Below are 21,931 nucleotides of genomic sequence, written 5' to 3' on the forward strand. Positions count from 1 at the left end.
TTGAACCAGTTCGGCCAGGAGGGCCGTCCAGTCCCTTTTTTTGGGCAGGCTATGCGGGATCAACACACGCTGGAGTTGCGCCAGCTTGGGGTGGTCCACCTCAACCATGAGCCGATTTCCGATGTCGCGCAAGCGTCACCGCCCCGACGGCTCGCAGTCACACTAACTGTGAAATCGGCTTGACGTAAACTTTTTTTTACACTCAGATGGACGCCAGTCGCGACCGGTTCCAAAAAAAAACCGGCACGGCCCCCGACCCTGGGGAGGTCCCATGCCCGGCCGTGCAGTCCATGAGGAAACCGTCGGGCGGCTCTACACCGCCGAGCAGCGCCGCAGGCGTGACGAGACGCGGTGGACGATGGTCCAGGGCCTTCTCGCACCGGTGCAGTTCCTGATCTTCATAGTCAGTCTCGTCCTCGTGCTGCGCTACCTGCGCACAGGAGAGGGCTACGAGGCCGCCACCGTCTCGGTCCTCGCCAAGACCCTCGCTCTCTACGTCATCATGGTCACGGGCTCGCTCTGGGAGCACGCGGTCTTCGGCCGTTACCTCTTCGCCCCCGCCTTCTTCTGGGAGGACGTGGTGAGCATGGTGGTGATCGCGCTGCACACCGCCTATCTCGTCACCCTCGTCTGGCCGGGGGTGGCGCCTGGGACCCAGATGGCCGTGGCCCTCGCCGCCTACGCCCTCTACGTCGTCAACGCCGCCCAGTACATCGTCAAGCTCCGCCGCGCCCGGCTGGAGCGGGCTGCTCCCCTGGTGGAGCAGCACTCATGACCCCCGCCACCGACATCCTCGCCCGGACAGGCTCAGCCGGCTGCACCGACGCCCCGGTCATCCAGGAGCGCGGCCAGCGCGAGGTCTTCTGCGGCCTCACCAGCATCGTCTGGCTGCACCGCAAGATGCAGGACGCCTTCTTCCTCGTCGTCGGCTCGCGCACCTGCGCCCACCTGCTGCAATCGGCGGCCGGTGTGATGATCTTCGCCGAGCCGCGTTTCGCCACCGCCATCATGGAGGAGCGCGACCTCGCCGGCCTCGCCGACGCCAACGAGGAGCTCGACCGCGTCGTCGCCCGCCTGCTGGAGCGCCGCCCCGACATCCGCGCCCTCTTCCTCGTGGGCTCCTGCCCCTCCGAGGTCATCAAGCTCGACCTGAAGCGCGCCGCCGGCCGCCTCGACCGCGCCTTCGCCCCGCGTGTCCGCGTGTTCAACTATTCCGGCAGCGGCATCGAGACGACCTTCACCGAGGGCGAGGACGCAGCCCTCGCCGCCCTCGTCCCGCAGATGCCGGACGAGGCCCCTGGCGCGGCACCTTCCCTGCTTGTCGCCGGAACGCTCCCCGACATCGTCGAGGACCAGTTCCGCAGGCTCTTCGCCGACCTCGGCATCACCAGGGTCGGCTTTCTTCCCGCGCCCCGTCTGGCGGACCTTCCGTCCGTCGGACCGGCGACGCGGGTCCTGCTCGCACAACCGTTCCTCCGGGACACGGCCAGAGCGCTCGAGGAGCGCGGCGCGAGCCTCCTCTCGGCACCGCTCCCCGTTGGCGCCGAGGGCACTACCCGCTGGCTTCAGGCTGCCGCTACGGCCTTCCTCGTCCCACGCGAGCTGTTCCAGAACGTCACCGCCGCCGGCGTGGCGCGCGCTGAGCGCGCCCTTCGCCGGCACCGGACTGCTCTCGCGGGCAGGCGGGTCTTTCTCTTCCCCGATTCGCAGATGGAAGTGCCGATCGCGCGCTTCCTGCACCGCGAACTCGGCATGGAGCTGGTGGAGGTCGGCACGCCCTACCTCCATCGCACTCATCTCGCCGCCGAACTGGCACTGCTGCCCGAGGGCACGCGGATCGTCGAGGGCCAGGACGTCGAACGCCAGCTCGACCGCTGCCGCCAGGCGGCGCCCGACCTCGTCGTCTGCGGCCTTGGCCTTGCCAATCCGCTGGAGGCCGAGGGCATGACGACCAAGTGGTCGATCGAGCTGATGTTCACGCCCATCCAGGGCTACGAGCAGGCCGGCGACCTCGCTGAGCTCTTCACGCGTCCGCTCGCGCGGCGCCAGCGGCTTTCGGTGTAGCCATGCAGCTGACGCTCTGGACCTATGAAGGACCTCCCCACGTCGGCGCCATGCGCATCGCCACCGCCATGGAGGGGCTGCACTACGTGCTCCATGCCCCGCAGGGCGACACCTATGCCGACCTGCTCTTCACCATGATCGAGCGGCGCGACCGCCGCCCGCCGGTGACCTACACCACCTTCCAGGCGCGCGACCTCGGCGGCGACACGGCCGGCCTGTTCCAGGAGGCCTGCCGCTCGGCCTACGAGCGCTTCAAGCCCGAGGCGATGATCGTCGGCGCCTCCTGCACCGCCGAGCTGATCCAGGACGATCCGGGGGGCCTCGCCGCCCGCCTCGGCCTGCCGATCCCGGTCATCCCGCTGGAGCTGCCGGCCTACCAGAAGAAAGAGAACTGGGGCGCCGGCGAGACCTTCTACCGCCTGGTCCGGGCGCTCGCCCGCCCGCGCGAGACCGCGACCAACATCGGCCGCCCGCGCTGCAACATCCTCGGACCCACCGCTCTCGGCTTCCGCCACCGTGACGACGTGATGGAAGTGACGCGCCTCCTTGCGACCCTCGGCGTCGACGTGAACGTCGTCGCCCCGCTCGGCGCCCGTCCCTCCGACATCGCCCGCCTCGGCGACGCCGACTTCAACGTCGTGCTCTATCCCGAGGTCGCCGAACCGGCCGCGCGCTATCTCGAAAAGACCTTCGGCCAGCCGGCTGTGCGCACCGTGCCGATCGGCGTCGGCGCGACACGCGACTTCATCGCCGAGATCGCCCGCATCGCCGGCGTCTCGCCCGTCGTGGCGGACGCCGCCTCGCGCCTGCCCTGGTATTCGCGCTCGGTCGACTCGACCTATCTCACCGGCAAGCGCGTCTATGTCTTCGGCGATGCGACCCACGCGCTCGCCGCCGCCCGCGTCGCCACCTCGGAGCTCGCCTTCGACCTCGTCGGCCTTGGCACCTATTCCCGCGAGTTCGGCCGCGAGATCCGCGCCGAAGCCGCCCGCCACGGCATCGAGGCGCTCGTCACCGACGACTACCTCGACGTCGAGGCCGAGATTTCGGCGCTCCGTCCCGAGCTCATCCTCGGCACGCAGATGGAGCGCCACATCGCCAAGCGCCTGGGCATTCCCTGCGCCGTCATCTCCGCGCCGATCCACGTGCAGGACTTCCCCGCGCGCCACTCGCCGCAGATGGGCTTCGAGGGCGCCAACGTGCTCTTCGACACCTGGGTCCACCCGCTGATGATGGGGCTGGAGGAGCACCTCCTCCACATGTTCCGCGGCGATTTCGAGTTCAACGACCGCACCGGCTCGCATCTCGGCAAGACCCACATGCCCGCAGCGGCGGAAGCCGCCGTCGCCGAGCCGGTCCTCGCCTCCCCGCCCTCGCAACCCGGCCCCACCGCGTGGGACGCGGTCGCCGAACAGGAGCTTCGCAAGATCCCCTTCTTCGTCCGCGGCAAGGCCCGGCGCAACACCGAACGCTTCGCTCTCGAGCGCGGCATCACCACCATCACCCTGGACACCCTCTACGATGCGAAAGCTCATTTCGGCCGCTGACGCGACGCCGATCCGCGTCGCGATCGTCACGCTGGATAACCACCTGGCGGGTGTCGTCGCGCGGGCTCGCGTGCGGATGGCGGCGAGCCTGCCGGGGCTGGACCTGACGCTTCACGCCGCCTCGGAATGGGCGAGCGACGATGTCGCCCTCGATCGCTGCCGCAAGGCCATCGACAGCGCCGACATCATCCTGTGCTCCATGCTGTTCATGGAGGAGCATGTCACGCCGGTCATCGACAACCTGCGCGCCCGCCGCGAGAGCTGCGACGCCATCGTCGGCTGCATGTCGGTGCCGGATGTCGTCAACCTCACCCGCCTCGGCCGCTACCGTTTCGGCGAGAAGTCGGGCGGCGCCCTCTCCTTCCTGAAGCGCCTGCGCGGCAAATCGAACAATGCCGGCGGCGGCTCGGGCGCAGGCCAGATGCGGATGCTGCGGCGCCTGCCGAAGATCCTGCGTTTCATCCCAGGCTCCGCCCAAGACCTGCGCGCCTATTTTCTTGTCCTGCAATACTGGCTCGCCGGCTCCGACGAGAATGTCGAGAACATGGTCCGCCTGCTCATCGACCGCTATGCCGACGGCCCGCGCAAGAGCCTGCGCGGCACGGTCCCCGCGGCGGCCCCCATCGACTATCCCGATGTCGGCCTCTACCACCCGCGCCTGCCCGAGCGGATCACCGACAATGCCGCCCGCCTGCCCACGCAAAGCGGCGCGCGCGTCGGCCTCATTGTGCTGCGCTCCTACCTGCTCGCCAGCGACACCCGCCACTATGACGGCGTCGTCTCCGCCCTCGAGGCACGCGGCCTATCCGTCGTGCCGGCCTTCGCCAGCGGGCTCGACTCGCGCCCGGCCATCGAGCGCTACTTCATCGACCGCGGTCGCCCGACGGTCGATGCGGTGATCTCGCTGACCGGCTTCTCGCTGGTCGGCGGCCCCGCCTACAACGACTCGGCGGCCGCCGAGGCGACGCTGGTCCAGCTCGGTGTGCCCTATGTCGCCGCCCATCCGCTGGAGTTCCAGACGCTGGAGGAATGGGGCGCCTCGGGCCGCGGCCTGCTCCCCGTCGAGAACACCATCATGGTGGCGATCCCGGAGATCGACGGCGCCATCCAGCCGACCGTTTTCGGTGGCCGTGCCGCCGGCGCCGGCGAGCCCTGCACCGGCTGCGACAAGCTCTGCCGCTTCCCCGCCAACCGCGACGGCCGCGAGATGCAGGCCTGCCCGGAGCGTGCCGCAACCCTCGCCGCGCGCGTCGACCGGCTCATCGGTCTGCGCCGCCTCGCCCGCGCCGAGCGCAAGGTCGGCATCGTCCTGTTCAACTTCCCGCCGAATGCCGGCAACACCGGCACGGCCGCCTATCTCGCCGTCTTCGAATCGCTCTTCAACACGCTCACCGCCATGGCCAAGGCCGGCTACAGCGTCGAGGTGCCGGAAGACGTCGACGCGCTGCGCCGCCGCATCCTCGAGGGCAATGCCGCCCGCCACGGCACGACGGCCAATGTCGCCCACCGCATCCCCGCCGCCGATCACGTGCGCCGCGAGCCGCACCTCGCCGAGATCGAGGCCCAGTGGGGCCCGGCCCCCGGCCGCCAGCAGAGCGATGGCGCAGGCCTCTTCGTTCTCGGTGAGCGCTTCGGCAATGTCTTCGTCGGCATCCAGCCCGCCTTCGGCTGGGAGGGCGACCCGATGCGCCTGCTCTTCGAGAAGAGCTTCGCGCCGACCCACGCCTTCTCCGCCTTCTATCGCTATCTCCGCGAGGATTTCGGCGCCAATGCGGTCCTGCATTTCGGCACCCACGGAGCGCTCGAATTCATGCCGGGCAAGCAGGCGGGCCTCTCCGCCCGTTCGTGGCCGGACCGGCTCATCGGCGACCTGCCGAACTTCTATCTCTATGCCGCCAACAACCCCTCCGAGGGTGCGCTGGCGAAGCGCCGCTCGGCCGCGACCCTCGTCAGCTACCGCACCCCCGCCCTCACCCAGGCCGGGCTCTATCGCGGCCTGCTCGATCTCAAGGCCTCCATCGACCGCTGGCGGCTCTGCGATCCCGCCGATGTCGGATCCCGCAAGGCCCTTGCCGAGCTGATCCAGGCCCAGGCCTCGGCGGTGGAGCTTGCCCCGGCAAGCCCGCCCTTCGCCGGCAATCTCGACGCCGTCATCGCCAAGCTCGCTGCCGATGTCCTCGAACTCGAATATGCGCTGATCCCGCACGGCCTGCACGTTGTGGGCCGCGCCGCAGGCACCGAGGAGCGCCTCGACCTTCTCACCGGCATCGGCGAGGCGAGCCATGGCTTCACGCCGGACCGCGACACGCTCGCCGCCATCGTCGGTGGCGAGAGCGTCGAGCGGGCGCTGGCGAGCCATCGCATCGCCGCCGACGACGCCACCCGCGAAGCCTGGACCGCGCTTGCCGCCACCGACCGGCTGCTCGCCGCCGAAACCGAACTCGGCGGCATCCTCGCCGCCCTCGATGGCGGCTTCATCCGCCCCGCCCCCGGCGGCGACGTGCTGAAGACCACCGCGGTCCTGCCGACGGGCCGCAACCTCCACGGCTTCGACCCCTTCCGCATCCCCAGCGCCTTCGCCGTGCGCGACGGCGCCGCCCAGGCCGAGCGCATCCTCGCCCGCCATGCTGCCGACGGCCATGGCGTGCCGGAGACCATCGCCCTGGTGCTCTGGGGCACGGACAACCTGAAGACCGAGGGCGGGCCCATCGCCCAGGCCCTGGCGCTGATGGGTGCACGCCCGCGCTTCGACCCCTATGGCCGCCTCGCCGGCGCCGAGCTGATCCCGGCTGCCGAACTCGGCCGCCCCCGCATCGACGTGGTGATGACCCTCTCCGGCATCTTCCGCGACCTGCTGCCGCTGCAGATCAAGCTGCTGGCGGATGCCGCCCATCTCGCCGCTGCGGCCGACGAGCCGGTCGAGGCGAATTTCATCCGCAAGCACGCCCTCGCCTTCCAGGCCGAGCATGGCGGCACGCTGGAAGAGGCCTCGCTCCGGGTGTTCTCCAATGCCGACGGCGCCTATGGCGCCAATGTCAACGGCCTCATCCAGAGCGGCCGCTGGTCGGACGAGGAGGAGATCGCCGAGACCTTCGCCCGCCGCAAATGCTTCGCCTATGACCGCGGCGGCAAGCCCGCCAAGGCCGGCGAACTCCTCGAAAGCGTCCTCGCCGGTGTCGACTTCGCCTACCAGAACCTCGACTCGGTCGAGCTCGGGGTCACCACCGTCGACCAGTATTTCGACACGCTCGGCGGCATCACCCAGGCGGTGAAGCGGGCCCGCGGTGCCGTCGTCCCCGTCTACATCTCCGACCAGACCCGCCGCAGCGGCGTGGTGCGCACGCTTGGCGAACAGGTCGCGCTGGAGACCCGCACCCGCACCCTCAACCCCAAATGGTACGAGGGCATGCTCCAGCACGGCTATGAGGGCGTGCGGATCATCGAGGAGCACGTCACCAACACGGTCGGTTGGTCGGCCACGACCGGGGCGGTCGCGCCCTGGATCTACAAGGACATTGCCGAGCTCTACGTCCTCGACCCCGCCATGCGCGACCGCCTGGCAAGCCTCAACACCACGGCCTCGGCACGTCTCGCCAATCGCCTCATTGAAGCCCACGAACGCAACTTCTGGACCCCCGATCCGGAAACCCTCGCCGCATTGCGCGCGGCCGGGGAGGACCTCGAGGATCGTCTGGAGGGCGTCAGCCCCGGGAGAGCTGCATGAGCGGCCTCGTTACCCCCCTCGCCATCCGCAAGCCCGTGCCGCGTCCCCCGGACGGGGAAGGCTCGGTCCAGGTGATGATCGACTCCAAGCTCGACGTCTCCGCCAAGGTCTTCGCCGTCTACGGCAAGGGCGGCATCGGCAAGTCGACCACCTCGTCGAACCTGTCGGTCGCCTTCTCCAAGATCGGCAAGCGCGTGCTGCAGATCGGCTGCGATCCGAAGCACGACTCGACCTTCACGCTGACCAAGAGCCTCATCCCCACCGTCATCGACGTGCTGGAAGGGGTGAACTTCCACAGCGAGGAGCTGCGGCCCGAGGACTTTGTCTTCGAGGGCTATAACGGCGTCATGTGCGTCGAGGCGGGCGGCCCGCCGGCCGGCACCGGCTGCGGCGGCTATGTCGTCGGCCAGACGGTGAAGCTTTTGAAGGAGCACCACCTCCTCGACGAGACCGACGTCGTCATCTTCGACGTGCTCGGCGACGTGGTCTGCGGCGGCTTCGCGGCCCCGCTCCAGCACGCCGAGCGGGCGATCATCGTCGCCGCCAACGACTTCGACTCGATCTTCGCGATGAACCGCATCGTCGCGGCCATCAAGGCCAAGTCGAAGAACTACGACGTGCGCGTCGCCGGCGTCATCGCCAACCGCAGCGCCGACACCGACCAGATCGAGCGCTTCAACAAGGCCTCGGGCACCCGGACCCTCGCCCGCCTGCCCGACCTCGACGTCATCCGCCGCTCGCGGCTGAAGAAGGCGACGCTCTTCGAGATGGAGCCGACGCCGGAAGTGCTCGCCGTCCAGCGCGAGTACATCCGCCTCGCCCAGCACCTGTGGGACGGCACCGAACCGCTCGACGTCGCCCCGCTCAAGGACCGCGAGATCTTCGACCTGCTGGGGTTCGACTGATGCCCACCATCACCTATCGCGACCGCCGCCACGAGCTTGAAACCTACTTCGACCGCACCGCGGTCGAGGCCTGGACCCGCCTGACCTCGGACGCCCCTGTCGGGCGCATCCGCGCCACCGTCCGCGCCGGCCGCGACACCATGCGCTCGACGCTGCTCTCCTGGCTGCCGGACGATCTGCGCGGCGCCCGCATCCTCGATGCCGGTTGCGGCACCGGGGCGCTCGCGGTCGAAGCGGCCCGCCGCGGCGCCGAGGTGGTGGCCATCGACCTCTCGGCGAAGCTGGTGGGCCTTGCCCGCGAGCGCACCGCCAACATTGCCATGCCCGGCCGTATCGACTTCCGCGTCGGCGACTTCCTCGACCCGCTGCTCGGCCGCTTCGACCATGTGGTGGCGATGGACTCGCTCATCCACTACCGCGCCGACGACATGGTGCGGGTGCTGGCCCAGCTGTCGCGCCAGACCGGCTCCTCCATCCTCTTCACCTTCGCCCCGCGCACCGCGCTCCTCGGCGCCATGCATGCGGTCGGCCGCCTCTTCCCCCGCGGCGACCGGGCCCCGGCCATCGAGCCGGTGAGCGAGGGCGGGCTTGCCCGCCGCATCGCCGCCGACGCCACGATCGGATCGTGGAGCCAGGCCCGCACGGTGAAGGTCGCCCGCGGCTTCTACATCAGCCAGGCCCTGGAGCTCGTGCGGCCATGATCCGGGCGAGCGGCATCATCCTCTCCCTCTGGCGCCGGATCGGCCCGCGCTTCCTGCCCTTCGCCGATGCGGCGAGCGCGGAAGTGCCGCTGTCGCGCCTGGTGAGGCTGTCGCTGTTCCAGGTCTCCGTCGGCATGGCGACCGTCCTGCTGGTCGGCACGCTCAACCGCGTCATGATCGTCGAGCTGAAGGTGCCGGCCTCGCTGGTGGCCATCATGGTGGCCCTGCCGCTGCTCGTCGCGCCCTTCCGTGCCTTTATCGGCTTCCGCTCCGACACCCATGTCTCGGCGCTGGGCTGGCGGCGTGTGCCCTATATCTGGATGGGCTCGCTGCTGCAGTTCGGCGGCCTCGCCATCATGCCCTTCGCGCTGCTGGTGCTCTCCGGCGACGGCGAGGGCTCGGTCCTTGCCGGCCAGATCGGCGCCGCTCTCGCCTTCCTGCTGGTCGGCGCCGGCCTGCAGACGACGCAGACCGCGGGCCTGGCGCTCGCCACCGACATCACGAGGCCCGAGGCGCGGCCGCGTGTCGTCGCCCTCATGTATGTCATGCTGCTGGTCGGCATGGTGGCGAGCGGCGCCGTCTTCGGCCTGCTGCTCACCGATTTCAGCGCCATGCGGCTGATCCAGGTGATCCAGGGCGCGGCCGTCGCGACCATGGTCCTCAACGTCATCGCCCTGTGGAAGCAGGAGGCGCGCGACCCCTCCCGCAACCGCGGCCGCACCGGGGAGCCCTCCTTCCGCGAGGCCTGGGGCCGGCTGATGGCCGAGCCGAAGGCGCGCCGCTTCCTCATTGCCGTCGGTCTCGGCACCGCCGCCTTCAACATGCAGGACATCATCCTCGAGCCCTATGGCGGTGAGGTGATCGGTCTCAGCGTCTCGGCGACGACCGGCCTCACCGTCCTGCTCGCCCTCGGCGCGCTCCTCGCCTTCGCCCTGGCGGCACGGCTGCTCGCCCGCGGCTTCGACCCGGCCAGGCTCTCCGGCCTCGGCGGCGTCGTCGGCATCGCCGCCTTCACCGCGGTGATCCTCGCCGCCCCGCTCGCCTCGCCGACGCTGTTCCGCACCGGCGCCTTTCTCATCGGCTTCGGAGGCGGCCTCTTCGCCGTCGGCACGCTCACCTATGCGATGAGCCTCGACGGCCGCGGCTATAACGGCCTCGCACTCGGCGCCTGGGGAGCGGTGCAGGCAACCGCCGCGGGCCTCGCGGTTGGCCTCGGCGGCATCCTGCGCGACGTGACCGGGGCGCTCGCCACGCGCGGGGCGCTTGGCCCCGCCCTCACCGATCCCTCGGCCGCCTACGCCGCGGTCTACCACCTCGAGCTCTTCCTGCTCTTCGCCATGCTCATCGCGCTCGGCCCGCTCGTCGGCCGGTCGTCAACCAGCGTTCACGCCGAGACACCCGTCCTGGCGCCCTTCGGCCTGTCGCAATTTCCCCGATAGGCCGAAGGGCGTCCCCATCAGCCCCTGGAGGCGACCATGATCACCGGATTTGACGACCGCGGCATCGACCTGGCGCTGTTGACCTTCTGGGCCTTCCTCATCTTCTTCGCCGCGCTGATCTTCTATCTGCACCGCGAGAACAAGCGCGAGGGCTATCCGCTCATCGAGGGCTCCGGCGACCGCAAGCGTGGCCGCGTCAGCATCATCGGCTGGCCAGCCCCGCCGCCCTCCAAGACCTACCACCTCGCCAGCGGCGAGAGCGTCCTGGTCGCCGGCGGACGCCCCGATACCCGCGCCATCGCCGCCACCCCCATGGCGAAGTTCCCCGGCGCTCCGCTGATCCCGACCGGCAATCCCCTCGTCGACGGTGTGGGCCCCGCCGCCTATGCCGAGCGTGCCGACGTGCCGGATCGCCTCTATTCCGGCGAGCCGCGCATCCTGCCGCTGCGCATCATGACCGATTTCCACGTCGCCGAGCAGGATCCTGATCCCCGCGGCATGACGCTGGTCGCCGGTGACGGCGAGGTGGTCGGCACCATCTCCGACGTCTGGGTGGATCGCGCCGAATATGTCATCCGCTACCTCGAGGCCGAGATCCCCGGTGCCGGCTCGCCCCGCCGCATCATGATCCCCATGGGCTTCTGCCGCTTCGAGCCCTCGCGCCGCCGCGTCGTGGTCGATGCCCTCTTCGGCAAGCACTTCCCCGATGTGCCGGCGCTGCGAAATCCCGACCGGATCACCCTCCTCGAGGAGGACAAGGTCATGGGCTATTTCGGCGGTGGTCTGCTCTACGCCGCGCCGAGCCGCCAGGAGCCGATCATATGACCGATGATTTCGACTTCGAGCCGATTCCCGGGCTGCCGGCGATCCCGCCCCAGGGCGAGCGCATCCTCTGGCAGGGCAAGCCGGAATGGCGCAGCCTCGCCGTGCGCGCCTTCCACATCCGCAAGGTCGCGATCTACTTCGCGCTGCTGGTGGCCTGGTGCGGCTTCGCCGCCCATGCCGACGGCATGGCGGTGGCAGCGGCCTCGCGGCAGATGGCCTGGATTGCCATGCTCGGCCTTGCCTGCATGGCGGTGCTCGCGCTGCTGGCCTGGTCCTATGCGCGGAGCACGATCTACACGGTGACCACCAAGCGGATCATCATCCGCTCGGGCGTCGCCCTGCCGCTGACGGTCAACGTGCCCTTCAGCCAGATCGAGTCGGCCGCTCTCAAGGTGCGCGGCGACGGCACCGGCGACCTGCCGGTCCGCATCGTCGCCGGCCAGCGCATCGCCGCCCTCGCCCTCTGGCCGAACTGGCGCCCGTGGCGCTTCAGCCGGCCCGAGCCGATGCTGCGCGCCATCGCCCGGCCCCAGGCCGTCGCCGCCCTGCTCGCCGGAGCCCTGCGCGGCGAAGCGGTGCAGCCGCTCCCCGCCGCCATGACCGAGACGCCGTCCCCGGCCGTGCTCGGCCAGCCGGCCACGAGCTGAGGAGACCCCCATGACCACGGCGACCGCCCCCAACACCCGGTTCGGCCTCTGGCCCATCGCCGCCGCGGGCCTGGTGCTGGCGCTCGCCATCCTCTTCGCGGCGCTCGGTCGCCATGCCGGAATCGGCACGGTCCACCTGCCCGCCGCAAAGGCCGCAACGTCCATCGACCTGCGGTTCGAAGACCGGGAGGGTTCCATCCGGGTGCTCAGCGCCTCGGATGACAGCCTCCTGCTGACAGTCCCGCCCGGGGAGGGCGGTTTCATGCGCGGCGTCATGCGCGGGCTCGCCCGCGACAGGAAGATGCGCGGCATTGGCCCGGACCAACCCTTCCGCCTCGAGCGGCGGGTGAACGGGATGCTCATCCTCCACGACACCGCGACCGGTCGCGAGATCGCGCTCGGTTCCTTCGGCCCAACGAACCTGGAGGCGTTTTCCCAGCTCCTCCACAACAAGGAAGGTTCATCATGATACAGAACGGGAAAAACGGGGAAAAACAGTTCGACGTGCCCTGCACGATCGACCTGGAGAATACGCCTGAGAGCCTGCACGCCTATGTCGACATCGGGACGGTCGAGATCCGCCCCGGCGACCGTGTGCTGGTCCACAACGCGCCCTCGCATATCGCCTTCGGCGAGCGCCGCGTCATCGAGAGCACCGCAACCATCATCCGCGCCGGCGGCCTCTCCCGCCTCGCCACGCGCATTGCCGCCTATCTCGAGCTGACCGAGCTCTACGAGGTGGGCTTCCAGCCGGCTGGAGGTGAGTCATGACCCCCGAAGGCGGCACCCGCGCAACTTTTTCGGCCGACATCGCCAAGGACGAGGCCCTGCTCTCGCCCCGCTTCTACACCACCGACCACGCGGCCATGGATCGGCTCGACATCTCCTCGGTTCGCGCCGAGTGGGACGAGCTCATGGCCGAGATGCGCCGCGACCCCAATCGCGGCCATTTCAAGCGTGACGCGGCCTTCGACGTGGCGCTGGACCAGCTCCCGCCGGAGCTCCGGGCCGAGTTCCTGGACTTCATGGTCTCCTCGCTCACCGCCGAATTCTCCGGCTGCGTGCTCTATTCGGAGATCAAGAAGCGGATCCAGAACAAGGAGATCCGCGATCTCTTCACCTTCATGGCGCGCGATGAATCGCGCCATGCCGGCTTCATCAACGAATCGCTCAAGGATTTCGGCGTCGGCGTCGACCTCGGTTTCCTGACGCGGGAGAAGAAGTACACCTACTTCAAGCCGAAGTTCATCTTCTACGCCACCTACCTGTCGGAGAAGATCGGCTACGCCCGCTACATCACCATCCACCGCCTGTTCGAACGGGATCCGGAGCGCCGCTTCCACCCGATCTTCAAGTGGTTCGAGAACTGGTGCAACGACGAGTTCCGCCATGGCGAGGCCTTCGCCCTCATCATGCGCGCGAACCCCAAGCTGCTCCAGGGCCGCAACCGCCTGTGGATCCGCTTCTTCCTGCTCGCCGTCTACGCCACGATGTATGTCCGCGACCACATGCGGCCGGCCTTCCACGCGCAGCTCGGCATCGACCCGGCGGATTACGATTACAAGGTCTTCCGCATCACCTCGGAGATCTCCAAGCAGGTCTTCCCCTTCACGCTGGACATCGACCATCCCGCCTTCAAGCCCGGCCTCGACCGCCTGCTCGCCCTGGTGCGCGCCGGCGAGGAGGCCAAGGCCAAGGGCGGCATCATGGGCCGCGTCAAGCGTGCCTGGCTCAGCGTCCAGGGGGCGGCGACCTTCGCCCGCCTCTACATGATCCCGGTCGTCCGCAACGAGCTGCCCGCCCAGGTGCGGCTCGCTCCGGCCTGGTAGGACGGGACCCATGGGCGAGATCGCTATCCCGGTCGTCGTGACCATCGTGCTGTGGTGGGGCAGCACGGGAGCGATTCTCTATGTCGACGGGCTGCCCCGCCCGACGCATCGCTGGAGCCTCGCGGTCGCGAGCCTCCTCGCCCTTCTCGCCCTTGCCGCCATTGGGTGGACGGCGGCCGACACCTCGGCCGCCGCCGCCTACACCGCCTTCGTCGCCGCCCTCGTCCTGTGGGGCTGGACGGAATTGACCTTCCTCACTGGCACCATCGCCGGCCCCCGGCGGGCCCCCTGCCCGCCGGACGCCACCGGCTTCCGGCGCTTCCGCCTCGCGGCCTCCGCCATCATCGACCACGAACTGGCCATTGCGGCCGCCGGCATCGCCGTCCTCGTGCTCACCTGGGACGCGGCCAATCCTGTCGCCGCCTGGACCTATGGCGTGCTCTGGCTGATGCGCCTCAGCGCCAAGATCAACCTGTTCCTCGGCGTTCCAAACCCGCCGGACGCCTTCCTGCCGGCCCATCTCGCCTATCTCGGCAGCTATTTCCGCCGCCGCGCCATGAACCCCTTCATGCCCGTCGCCATGACCGCCGCCACCGTGGCGCTGGTCCTCTTCGCCCTGCCCGGCTTCGACGCGGCAACCGATCCCTTCAAGCGCATCGCCCATCTCCTGCCCGGCACGCTGCTCGCCCTCGGCATCCTCGAGCACTGGCTCATGGTGCTCCCCATCGCCTCGACGAAGCTGTGGGATTGGGGCTTTGCCTCGCACCGTCGCGGCTCGGCCACGACGGCGCCCGAAGCGGTCACCTCGTGGGAAGCCTCGATGACCGGCGAGGTCGATGCCGGCGCGCTGCGCGGCGTTCTCGAACAGGTCGCCGTCGGCCAGTTCGGCCAGGTCATCAGCCTGACCGGCACGAGCCGGGCCGGCAATGGCTGGATCCGTTTCGCGGTGGCCCACGGGCGCGCCGAACTCCATCCGGCGGCTCCGCGCCGCTTCAGCCCACCCGTCGTCACGGCCATCGGTCGTGACTTCGACGCCGCCCGGCTCGAACGGGCCTTCGCCGCTTGTGCGGCATGACCGTGAACACCACGGAGAGGGAGGAATAGCATGACACAAGAACTCGGCCTCGAAAGCCGCAACGGTTCCCTCCCCCCCGAGGCACCGCATGCCATCACCGACGACCGGCCCGTCTCGGCCTGTCCCTATGCCGGCGCCTTCGCGCGGCGGCCGACCAAGCCCATCGACCACGAGGCCTTCTTCGTGGGCGAACTCGACCGCCTTCGCCTCGAGGGCCGCTACCGCGTCTTCGCCAACCTGGAACGCCACATGGGCGCCTTCCCGAAGGCGACGCATCGGGCCGGCCGACGCCAGCGCGAAGTCACCGTCTGGTGCTCCAACGACTATCTCGGCATGGGGCAGAACCCGACCGTGCTCCAGGCCATGCACGAGGCGCTCGACCGCTGCGGCGCCGGCGCCGGCGGCACGCGCAACATTTCCGGCACCAACCACTACCACGTGCTGCTGGAGCGCGAGCTTGCCGACCTCCACGGCAAGGAAGCGGCCCTGCTCTTCACCTCCGGCTATGTGTCGAACTGGGCGAGCCTGTCGACGCTGGCCTCCAACATCCCGGACTGCGTCGTCATCTCCGATGCCGGCAACCATGCCTCGATGATCGAGGGCATCCGCCACTCGCGGGCGCCGAAGAAGGTCTTCAAGCACAACGATCCGCGCGACCTCGAGCGCAAGCTCGCCGAGCTCGACCCGTCCGTGCCGAAGCTGGTGGCCTTCGAGTCGGTCTATTCGATGGACGGCGACATCGCCCCCATCGCCGAGATCTGCGATGTCGCTGATGCCTTCGGCGCCATGACCTATCTCGATGAGGTCCATGCGGTCGGCCTCTACGGCCCCCGCGGCGGCGGCATCTCGGAGCGTGACGGCGTCAGCCATCGCCTCACCGTCATCGAGGGGACGCTCGGCAAGGCCTATGGCGTGGTCGGCGGCTATATCGCGGCCTCGGACGCACTCTGCGACTTCGTCCGCTCCTTCGCGTCGGGCTTCATCTTCACGACCTCGCTGCCGCCCGCCGTCGCGGCCGGCGCCCAGGCCGCGATCGCTCATCTCAAGGACAGCAATGTCGAGCGGATGCAGCAGCGCGACCGTGTGGCCCTGGTGCGGCGGCGCCTCGCCGCAGCGGGTATCCCGACGCTCGACAATCCCAGCCACATCGTCCCGGTGATGGTCGGCGATCCCGTCCGCTGCAAGGCGATGAGCGACATGCTGCTGGAGGATTTCGGCATCTACGTCCAGCCGATCAACTATCCCACCGTGCCGCGCGGCACGGAGCGGCTGCGCATCACGCCGCTGCCGATGCATACCGACGCCGACGTGGATCACCTCGTCGATTCACTGAAGGCGGTGTGGACGGCGGTCTGATCCCGCCCGCCCACATGGAAAAAGGGGGCCGACGGGCCCCCTTTTTTGTTCTCGGCCATGATCGGCAGAACCGCCCGCCCCTCGCGGGGTGGCCGGCAGCCCTCACTGCGAGCGAACGCCCTCGGCGTTGAACTGCTTGAGATAGGCGATGAGGTTGGTGATCTGCCCCTCGTCGCGCAAGCCGTTGAACACCATGCGGGTGCCCGGCGTGACCTCGCGGGGATTGCGGATGTAGACGCGGAAATTGTCCTCGTTCCACACCTTGTCCAGCGCCTGGTAGGCCGGGGAATAGTTGAACCCGGCGACGCTGCCGGCCTTGCGGCCGAAGATCCCGTTCAGCTGCGGGCCGACACCGTTACGGGCGGTCGGGCCGAGCTGGTGGCAGGCGCGGCACTGCGCGAAAATGCGCTCACCGGCGGCCGGATCCGCCGCACCGGCGGCGGGCGCCGCAGCCGGGGCCGGTGCAGACTGAGCGAATGCGGGGGACGCTGCGGCGGCCAAAGCGAGGCCGGCGAGAGCGATCATGCGACGTCTGAATGCCATAGGGATGCTCCTCCGTGAGGGCGATGCTTCCTGGCTTCGCCTTATTGCGAAGACCATTTACGTCTCGCTCCGGGATCGGATCGGCGAGTCCGTAGTCCTGCTGACTCCTAGGCAGCGCCCGTCCGGCGCCGCGCAGCACCCGCCGGGACAGCGAGATCGCGGATGCGGTCAGCAATGGTCTCGGCGTCGAGACCGGCCTCGCGATACATGCCGGCGGGCGAGTCTTGCGCCTGGAACCGGTCGGGCAGCGCCAGAGTGCGGACCTTAAGGCCTGCATCGAGCAGGCCCTCGCCGGCCATCCATTGCAGCACATGGGCGCCGAACCCGCCGGATGCGCCGTCCTCGAGGGTGAGGAGCGCGCCGTGACGGGCGGCGAGATCGGCGATGAGGGCGGTGTCGAGGGGCTTGGCGAACCGCGCATCGGCCACGGTGACGGAAATGCCCTCGGCGGCCATGAGGTCGGCGGCCGCCAGGCCCTCGGCAAGCCGCGTGCCGAAGGAGAGGATCGCGACGTCGTGCCCCTCGCGCAGCACCCGTCCCTTGCCGATCGGCAGGATCTCGCCGCGCTCGGGCATGTCGACGCCCGTGCCGTCGCCGCGCGGATAGCGGAAGGCGATCGGCCCGGCGTCATGGGCAGCGGCAGTCGCCACCATATGGACGAGTTCGGCCTCGTCGGCCGCGGCCATCAGCACCATGCCGGGGACGCAGGCCAGCGAGGCGACGTCGAAGGCGCCCACATGGGTCGGCCCATCGGCGCCGACGAGGCCCGCCCGGTCGATGGCGAAGCGCACCGGCAGGCCCTGCAAGGCAACATCATGGATGATCTGGTCGTAGGCCCGCTGCAGGAAGGTCGAGTAGATCGCCACGAAGGGTTTCAGGCCCTGACAGGCAAGGCCCGCGGCGAAGGTGACGGCGTGCTGCTCGGCGATTCCGACATCGAAACAGCGTTCCGGCAGGGTGCGGGCAAAGAGGTCGAGGCCGGTACCGGTCGGCATGGCAGCGGTGATGGCGACGATCCGCTCATCCGCCTGGGCCTCGGCCAGGAGGCTCTCGGCGAAGACCTTGGTGTAGCTCGGCGCATTCGACTTGGTCTTCACCTGGACGCCCGAGCCGACGTCGAACTTGACGACGCCATGGTAGCGGTCGGCGGCGGTCTCGGCGGGCTGGTAGCCCTTGCCCTTCTCGGTGACGACATGGACGAGCACCGGACCGGGCGGCCCGTCGCGCGCTTCCGTCAGCACTGGCACGAGACGGTCGAGGTCATGGCCGTCGATTGGACCGACATAGCGGAAGCCGAGATCGACGAAGAGCCCGCCATCGGCGAGCGGACTGCGCGCCCGTTCGGCAGAGGGCGTGAGGAGCCGGTCGGGCTGGGTCGGCGCGAGCCTGGCGAGGAAGGTCGTCAGCGCCCCCACCGAGGGCGAGATCGACATCTCGTTATCGTTCAGCACGACGATCAGCCGCGAGCCGAGCGCGCCGGCATTGTTGATCGCCTCATAGGCCATGCCGCCGGACAGGGCGCCATCGCCGATGACGCAGACCACCGAGAAGTCGTCGCCGCTGAGGTCGCGCCCCACCGCGAAGCCGAGGCCTGCGGAGATGGAGGTCGAGGCATGGGCGGCGCCGAACGGGTCGTATTCGCTCTCGGCGCGACGGGTGAAGCCGGACAGGCCGTCCTTTTGCCGGAGCGTGTGAATGCGGTCACGTCGCCCGGTGAGGATCTTGTGCGGATAGCACTGATGGCCCACATCCCAGATGATCTTGGAGCGCGGCGTGTCGAAGACATGGTGGAGCGCCACCGTGAGTTCGACCACGCCAAGCCCGGCGCCGAGATGGCCGCCGGTGCGTGACACCGCGTCGATGGTGGCGACGCGGACGTCCTCCGCGAGCCCGGCGAGATCGGCTGGGCTGAGCCTGCGGATGTCCTGCGGTGAGGTGAGCCTGTCGAGCATGGGAGTGACGGTCACGACACCCTCCTTCGTGGGAAGCGTCCAGGAAGAAGGAGATTATCGTGACATAAAAAAGTGTCAATTTAATTTGACACTCCTGTGCTATAACCAACGTGCGTCGTCATGGAACCAGGTCGTGGTTCCGGAATTCCGAGTGGCGCTTCGGGGGATGCCGTCAGGGCTTGCTCGCAAGCGCTGGGCGTTTCGTCGCTGCGTTAAAATCCTGCGGACATCATTGCAGTCGGGCAACCGACTGGTGTATCGGACGTGACAGCGATGATCCTCTCCCCGCGCCCCACTGACGCGCCGACCGATCCCGTCCTCGAAGCCGAGGCGGCGCTCGAAGCTGCGTTTCAGGATCTCGTGGCGCGCGCCGTCGCGGCCGGGTGGAAGCCCATGGTCGTCGCGCAGGCGCTCGTCGGCCTCTCCATCGCCCAGACCGCCGCGGTCATGGCGGAGGTGGAGGGGGAGCGGCATATCGGCCGAATGGGGGATGCCGACGTCAACTGACGTGGCATCCGGCAGTGATCCACACGCCCGTCACCTGCGTAATCAGGCGCTACCCAGTAGCGCCTGCCATGATCCAGCCCCCGACGACCCAGCCTGAAGACCCCGATCACCTCGACGAGGCCGAGATGGTGCTCGAGCCCGCCCTCGAACAGCTCATCACCGACATGGTGGAGCGCGGGTGGGACCGTCAGACCGCCATCGAGGCGGTGCTGCGCATCGCCCATGCGAATCTCACGCGCAACGCATCGTCCACCGGCTCGCAGCACTAAGGCCGATCAGGGGCTCCGGAATGGCCGGATGGAGATGCCGGCCGCCTCTAGCGTCTGGCGCACCGTGCGGGCCATGGCGACCGCCGCGGGGTTGTCGCCATGGACGCAGATCGTGTCGATCGTGACCTTCAGCCTCTTGCCGGTGACGGTGACGACCTCCTGGTCCTCCACCATGCGCAGCACACGCTCCGCAGCGAGTGCCGCATCGTGGATCACCGCGCCCTCCTTCTTGCGGCTCGTCAGGTTGCCGGTGTCGTCATAGGTGCGGTCGGCGAAGACCTCACGGGCCATGGGAAGCCCAAGCGTCTCGGCGGCGCGTTCGGTGACGAGGCCGGGCATGACCACATAGACGAGGCCCGGATCGACAGCCTTGATGGCGCGGCCGACGGCCATGGCCATGTCGAGGTCGTCGTTGCACATGTTGCCCAGCGCCCCGTGGGTCTTCACATGGGTCACCGTGTGGCCGGCCATGACGGCCAACGCCTGCATGGCGCCGATCTGGTAGGCCATCTGCTTTTCGAGATCGCTCATGCTGTCGCCGCGGATGACGCGGCGCCCGAAGCCCCAGAGGTCGCCGAAGCCCGGATGGGCACCGATGGCGACGCCCTTGGCCTTCGCGATCTCGGCGGTGCGGTGCATGATGATGGGATCGCCCGCATGCCAGCCGCAGGCAATATTGGCGGAGGAGACGATGGAGAGCATCGCCTCGTCATCTCCCATCTGCCAGGGTCCGAAGCCCTCACCCATGTCCGAATTGAGGTCGACGGCGGTCATGCGGGCCTCCTTCAGGCGACGCGATCGGCAAGAGGATCGACGAGCGGCGCGTGGGCGTCCACCCAGCCGTCGACGAGATTGACGGAGAGCAGGTGCTCGGTATCGAGGCCGAGCCCGACCGGCTTCAGGCCCGCCCGCACCGCTTCCAGCATCGCCGCCTGCTCGCGCGCGGCCGCGATGGCCTCGGCCAGCGTAACGGCGGTGAACCGCATGGCACTGCCCGGCCGCTGCTGGACGAAGCGCGGCAGGTCCGCCGACACGATGGTGGCGATCTTCGGGTAGCCGCCGGTGGTCTGCCGGTCGGCGAGGAGGACGATTGGCTCGCCCGAGCCAGGCACCTGCACCGAGCCGGTGACGATGCCGTCCGAGACGATGTTGAAGCCCTTGGCATGCTCGATCACCGGTCCGGAGAGCCGGTAGCCCATGCGGTCGGCCTCGGCCGAGACGGTGTAGGTCTCGCTGAGAAAAGTGGCCTTGCCGGCCTCGCTGAAATAATCGTCCTGCGGCCCGAACACGACACGATAGGCACCGGCCGAGACCTTCGGCGGCACGGTGGCCGTGAGGTCCGGCCCCTGCGGCGCGCCGGCGACCGGCAGCGACTGGCCCGGGCGCACGGGCGCGCGCTCGACGCCGCCGAGCCCACCGCGCAGGTGGAAGGAGCGGCTGCCGAGCTCCTGCTTCACGGCGAAGCCGCCCGAGACTGCGAGCACCATGAAGGTGCCGGCCTTGGCCGCGCCGACACTGATCGTCTGGCCCGGCTCGGCCGTGGCGCTGGTGAGCGCCGCCACCGGCTCGCCATCGACCTTGAGGTCGGCGAGCGCTCCGGCGAGCGCCACGCGCACCGGCCCGCCCTCGACGACGAAGGACCCGCCGAGCACGGTGAACTCCATCGCCGCCTCGCCCGGCGCATTGCCGACGAGCATGTTGGCGACGGCGAGCGCGATTCTGTCCATGGCGCCGGCGGGGCCGACGCCATAGCGCTGGTAGCCGAAACGCCCGGCGTCCTGGATGGTGGTCCCGGCGCCGCAATCCTTCACGAAAAGGCGCGTCATGATGCGAGCACCGCCACCTGTTCGCCCGCCGCCGCAGCGCGGTCGAGCGCGTCCCACTCGCTCTCGGCGATGGGCTGGAACACCACTTCGTCGCCGGCGCCGACCAGGAAGACCGGGTCGCGGTCGGGCATGAAGTTGCGCACCGGGGTGCGGCCGAGGAGATGCCAGCCGGAGGGCGCCTCGACGGAGGCGAAGAGCGCCTGGACGCCGCCGATGGAGACGGTCCCGGCGGGCGTCTTGAGACGCGGGCTGGTGCGCCGCGGCAGGGCAATGGAGGGGTCGGCACCCGAGAGGTAGCAGAAGCCGGGAAGGAACCCGAGCATCGCCACCCGGTAGGTCCGGCTCGCATGGCGGCGGATCACCTCCTCGGTGGTGATGCCGTGGGCCCGCGCCACGTCCTCGAGGTCGATGCCGAACGCGCCGCCATAGACCACCGGAATGGTCCAGCGCCGCGGCGGCGCACCCGACTGCTTCAGCCCGTCGAGGATGGCGTGAACACGCGCCTCGAAGGCGGGCATGTCGATCACCAGCGGGTCGACCTGCACCAGCACCGAGCGATAGGTCGGCAGCGTCTCGATCACGCCGGGAATCGCAGCAGCCTTCAGCGCCTCGTCGAAGGCGAGGCAGAGGGCATTGACCGCGTTATCGATCTCGGTGCCGAACTCGATCGTCACCGCCGTGTCGCCACACGGCAGGAAGCGGGGAACGGGCGATGCCATGGC

Annotated in this window: 21 protein-coding genes; 16 read left to right on the forward strand and 5 right to left on the reverse strand. The window is 69.3% G+C overall.

Features of this window, described 5'->3' with window-relative positions; genetic code table 11:
* Positions 1–271: 271 nt before the first annotated feature.
* The 14 genes from bchF to hemA all read left to right on the forward strand — a co-directional run bounded on the left by bchF (position 272) and on the right by hemA (position 16,112).
* Entirely contained in the window at positions 272–775 is a 504-nt protein-coding gene (bchF, locus tag O9344_RS11340; RefSeq protein WP_298476779.1) for a 2-vinyl bacteriochlorophyllide hydratase, read from the forward strand.
* Positions 772–2,064, forward strand: coding sequence for a ferredoxin:protochlorophyllide reductase (ATP-dependent) subunit N (locus O9344_RS11345; protein WP_298476781.1), 1,293 nt, complete (start codon positions 772–774; stop codon positions 2,062–2,064). The genes bchF and O9344_RS11345 overlap by 4 nt, the downstream gene beginning before the upstream one ends.
* Positions 2,065–2,066: 2 nt before the next feature.
* On the forward strand, positions 2,067–3,611 hold the full coding sequence (gene bchB, locus O9344_RS11350) for a ferredoxin:protochlorophyllide reductase (ATP-dependent) subunit B (protein WP_298476783.1): 1,545 nt from the start codon (positions 2,067–2,069) through the stop codon (positions 3,609–3,611).
* Positions 3,586–7,335 carry a magnesium chelatase subunit H gene (locus tag O9344_RS11355; protein WP_298476784.1) on the forward strand — a complete coding sequence of 1,250 codons (3,750 nt, stop codon included), beginning with the start codon at positions 3,586–3,588 and terminating at the stop codon, positions 7,333–7,335. Before bchB ends, O9344_RS11355 begins: the two co-directional genes overlap by 26 nt.
* Entirely contained in the window at positions 7,332–8,240 is a 909-nt protein-coding gene (gene bchL / locus O9344_RS11360) for a ferredoxin:protochlorophyllide reductase (ATP-dependent) iron-sulfur ATP-binding protein (protein ID WP_298476785.1), read from the forward strand. The genes O9344_RS11355 and bchL overlap by 4 nt, the downstream gene beginning before the upstream one ends.
* Positions 8,240–8,941, forward strand: a complete 702-nt coding sequence (gene bchM / locus O9344_RS11365; RefSeq protein WP_298476786.1) for a magnesium protoporphyrin IX methyltransferase — start codon at positions 8,240–8,242, stop codon at positions 8,939–8,941. The genes bchL and bchM overlap by 1 nt, the downstream gene beginning before the upstream one ends.
* On the forward strand, positions 8,938–10,380 hold the full coding sequence (locus O9344_RS11370; RefSeq protein ID WP_298476787.1) for a BCD family MFS transporter: 1,443 nt from the start codon (positions 8,938–8,940) through the stop codon (positions 10,378–10,380). The genes bchM and O9344_RS11370 overlap by 4 nt, the downstream gene beginning before the upstream one ends.
* A 36-nt stretch (positions 10,381–10,416) precedes the next feature.
* Positions 10,417–11,205, forward strand: coding sequence for a photosynthetic reaction center subunit H (gene puhA / locus O9344_RS11375; protein WP_298476789.1), 789 nt, complete (start codon positions 10,417–10,419; stop codon positions 11,203–11,205).
* Positions 11,202–11,852 carry a photosynthetic complex putative assembly protein PuhB gene (puhB, locus tag O9344_RS11380; RefSeq protein WP_298476791.1) on the forward strand — a complete coding sequence of 217 codons (651 nt, stop codon included), beginning with the start codon at positions 11,202–11,204 and terminating at the stop codon, positions 11,850–11,852. Before puhA ends, puhB begins: the two co-directional genes overlap by 4 nt.
* Positions 11,853–11,862: 10 nt before the next feature.
* Complete coding sequence (gene puhC, locus O9344_RS11385; RefSeq protein WP_298476795.1) at positions 11,863–12,321, forward strand: photosynthetic complex assembly protein PuhC; 459 nt, start codon at positions 11,863–11,865, stop codon at positions 12,319–12,321.
* Positions 12,318–12,623: a hypothetical protein gene (locus tag O9344_RS11390; protein WP_298476798.1), complete on the forward strand. Its 306-nt coding sequence runs from the start codon at positions 12,318–12,320 to the stop codon at positions 12,621–12,623. Before puhC ends, O9344_RS11390 begins: the two co-directional genes overlap by 4 nt.
* Entirely contained in the window at positions 12,620–13,681 is a 1,062-nt protein-coding gene (gene acsF / locus O9344_RS11395; protein ID WP_298476801.1) for a magnesium-protoporphyrin IX monomethyl ester (oxidative) cyclase, read from the forward strand. Before O9344_RS11390 ends, acsF begins: the two co-directional genes overlap by 4 nt.
* A 10-nt stretch (positions 13,682–13,691) precedes the next feature.
* A complete protein-coding gene (gene puhE, locus O9344_RS11400; RefSeq protein ID WP_298476804.1) occupies positions 13,692–14,756 on the forward strand; it encodes a putative photosynthetic complex assembly protein PuhE in 1,065 nt (354 codons plus the stop codon).
* Between the two features lie 162 nt (positions 14,757–14,918).
* Positions 14,919–16,112, forward strand: a complete 1,194-nt coding sequence (hemA, locus tag O9344_RS11405) for a 5-aminolevulinate synthase (RefSeq protein WP_298477056.1) — start codon at positions 14,919–14,921, stop codon at positions 16,110–16,112.
* Between the two features lie 102 nt (positions 16,113–16,214).
* Here hemA and O9344_RS11410 read toward each other — a convergent pair whose 3' ends face one another.
* Together O9344_RS11410 and dxs are read right to left on the reverse strand one after the other, a co-directional pair.
* Complete coding sequence (locus O9344_RS11410) at positions 16,215–16,655, reverse strand: cytochrome c family protein (RefSeq protein WP_298476807.1); 441 nt, start codon at positions 16,653–16,655, stop codon at positions 16,215–16,217.
* Between the two features lie 107 nt (positions 16,656–16,762).
* Positions 16,763–18,607 carry a 1-deoxy-D-xylulose-5-phosphate synthase gene (gene dxs, locus O9344_RS11415; protein WP_298477059.1) on the reverse strand — a complete coding sequence of 615 codons (1,845 nt, stop codon included), beginning with the start codon at positions 18,605–18,607 and terminating at the stop codon, positions 16,763–16,765.
* Positions 18,608–18,880: 273 nt separating this feature from the next.
* Here dxs and O9344_RS11420 point away from each other — a divergent pair, with 273 nt between their 5' ends.
* Positions 18,881–19,114 carry a hypothetical protein gene (locus O9344_RS11420; RefSeq protein ID WP_298476810.1) on the forward strand — a complete coding sequence of 78 codons (234 nt, stop codon included), beginning with the start codon at positions 18,881–18,883 and terminating at the stop codon, positions 19,112–19,114.
* A gap of 68 nt (positions 19,115–19,182) precedes the next feature.
* Positions 19,183–19,383 (forward strand): hypothetical protein, encoded by a 201-nt coding sequence (locus tag O9344_RS11425; RefSeq protein ID WP_298476813.1) that lies wholly within the window; start codon positions 19,183–19,185, stop codon positions 19,381–19,383.
* Between the two features lie 6 nt (positions 19,384–19,389).
* Here the strand turns inward: O9344_RS11425 and O9344_RS11430 are convergent, their stop codons facing one another.
* Genes O9344_RS11430 through pxpB form a run of 3 tightly spaced genes read right to left on the reverse strand, consistent with a single transcriptional unit; the run spans position 19,390 to position 21,928 of the window.
* The gene (locus O9344_RS11430) at positions 19,390–20,157 is read right to left on the reverse strand and encodes a 5-oxoprolinase subunit PxpA (RefSeq protein WP_298476816.1); all 768 of its coding nucleotides are present in this window, start codon (positions 20,155–20,157) and stop codon (positions 19,390–19,392) included.
* An 11-nt stretch (positions 20,158–20,168) separates the two neighbouring features.
* Entirely contained in the window at positions 20,169–21,209 is a 1,041-nt protein-coding gene (locus O9344_RS11435; RefSeq protein WP_298476819.1) for a biotin-dependent carboxyltransferase family protein, read from the reverse strand.
* A complete protein-coding gene (pxpB, locus tag O9344_RS11440; protein WP_298476822.1) occupies positions 21,206–21,928 on the reverse strand; it encodes a 5-oxoprolinase subunit PxpB in 723 nt (240 codons plus the stop codon). The genes O9344_RS11435 and pxpB overlap by 4 nt, the downstream gene beginning before the upstream one ends.
* Positions 21,929–21,931: the final 3 nt, after the last annotated feature.

It is taken from the genome of Phreatobacter sp. (genome assembly GCF_027532945.1).
Lineage (GTDB): Bacteria > Pseudomonadota > Alphaproteobacteria > Rhizobiales > Phreatobacteraceae > Phreatobacter.

Coding starts and splice junctions, on each gene's coding strand:
- bchF (WP_298476779.1), top strand. CDS start 272: ATGCCCGGCCGTGCAGTCCATGAGGAAACCGTCGGGCGGCTCTACACC.
- O9344_RS11345 (WP_298476781.1), top strand. CDS start 772: ATGACCCCCGCCACCGACATCCTCGCCCGGACAGGCTCAGCCGGCTGC.
- bchB (WP_298476783.1), top strand. CDS start 2,067: ATGCAGCTGACGCTCTGGACCTATGAAGGACCTCCCCACGTCGGCGCC.
- O9344_RS11355 (WP_298476784.1), top strand. CDS start 3,586: ATGCGAAAGCTCATTTCGGCCGCTGACGCGACGCCGATCCGCGTCGCG.
- bchL (WP_298476785.1), top strand. CDS start 7,332: ATGAGCGGCCTCGTTACCCCCCTCGCCATCCGCAAGCCCGTGCCGCGT.
- bchM (WP_298476786.1), top strand. CDS start 8,240: ATGCCCACCATCACCTATCGCGACCGCCGCCACGAGCTTGAAACCTAC.
- O9344_RS11370 (WP_298476787.1), top strand. CDS start 8,938: ATGATCCGGGCGAGCGGCATCATCCTCTCCCTCTGGCGCCGGATCGGC.
- puhA (WP_298476789.1), top strand. CDS start 10,417: ATGATCACCGGATTTGACGACCGCGGCATCGACCTGGCGCTGTTGACC.
- puhB (WP_298476791.1), top strand. CDS start 11,202: ATGACCGATGATTTCGACTTCGAGCCGATTCCCGGGCTGCCGGCGATC.
- puhC (WP_298476795.1), top strand. CDS start 11,863: ATGACCACGGCGACCGCCCCCAACACCCGGTTCGGCCTCTGGCCCATC.
- O9344_RS11390 (WP_298476798.1), top strand. CDS start 12,318: ATGATACAGAACGGGAAAAACGGGGAAAAACAGTTCGACGTGCCCTGC.
- acsF (WP_298476801.1), top strand. CDS start 12,620: ATGACCCCCGAAGGCGGCACCCGCGCAACTTTTTCGGCCGACATCGCC.
- puhE (WP_298476804.1), top strand. CDS start 13,692: ATGGGCGAGATCGCTATCCCGGTCGTCGTGACCATCGTGCTGTGGTGG.
- O9344_RS11410 (WP_298476807.1), bottom strand. CDS start 16,655: ATGGCATTCAGACGTCGCATGATCGCTCTCGCCGGCCTCGCTTTGGCC.
- dxs (WP_298477059.1), bottom strand. CDS start 18,607: ATGCTCGACAGGCTCACCTCACCGCAGGACATCCGCAGGCTCAGCCCA.
- O9344_RS11420 (WP_298476810.1), top strand. CDS start 18,881: ATGATCCTCTCCCCGCGCCCCACTGACGCGCCGACCGATCCCGTCCTC.
- O9344_RS11425 (WP_298476813.1), top strand. CDS start 19,183: ATGATCCAGCCCCCGACGACCCAGCCTGAAGACCCCGATCACCTCGAC.
- O9344_RS11430 (WP_298476816.1), bottom strand. CDS start 20,157: ATGACCGCCGTCGACCTCAATTCGGACATGGGTGAGGGCTTCGGACCC.
- O9344_RS11435 (WP_298476819.1), bottom strand. CDS start 21,209: ATGACGCGCCTTTTCGTGAAGGATTGCGGCGCCGGGACCACCATCCAG.
- pxpB (WP_298476822.1), bottom strand. CDS start 21,928: ATGGCATCGCCCGTTCCCCGCTTCCTGCCGTGTGGCGACACGGCGGTG.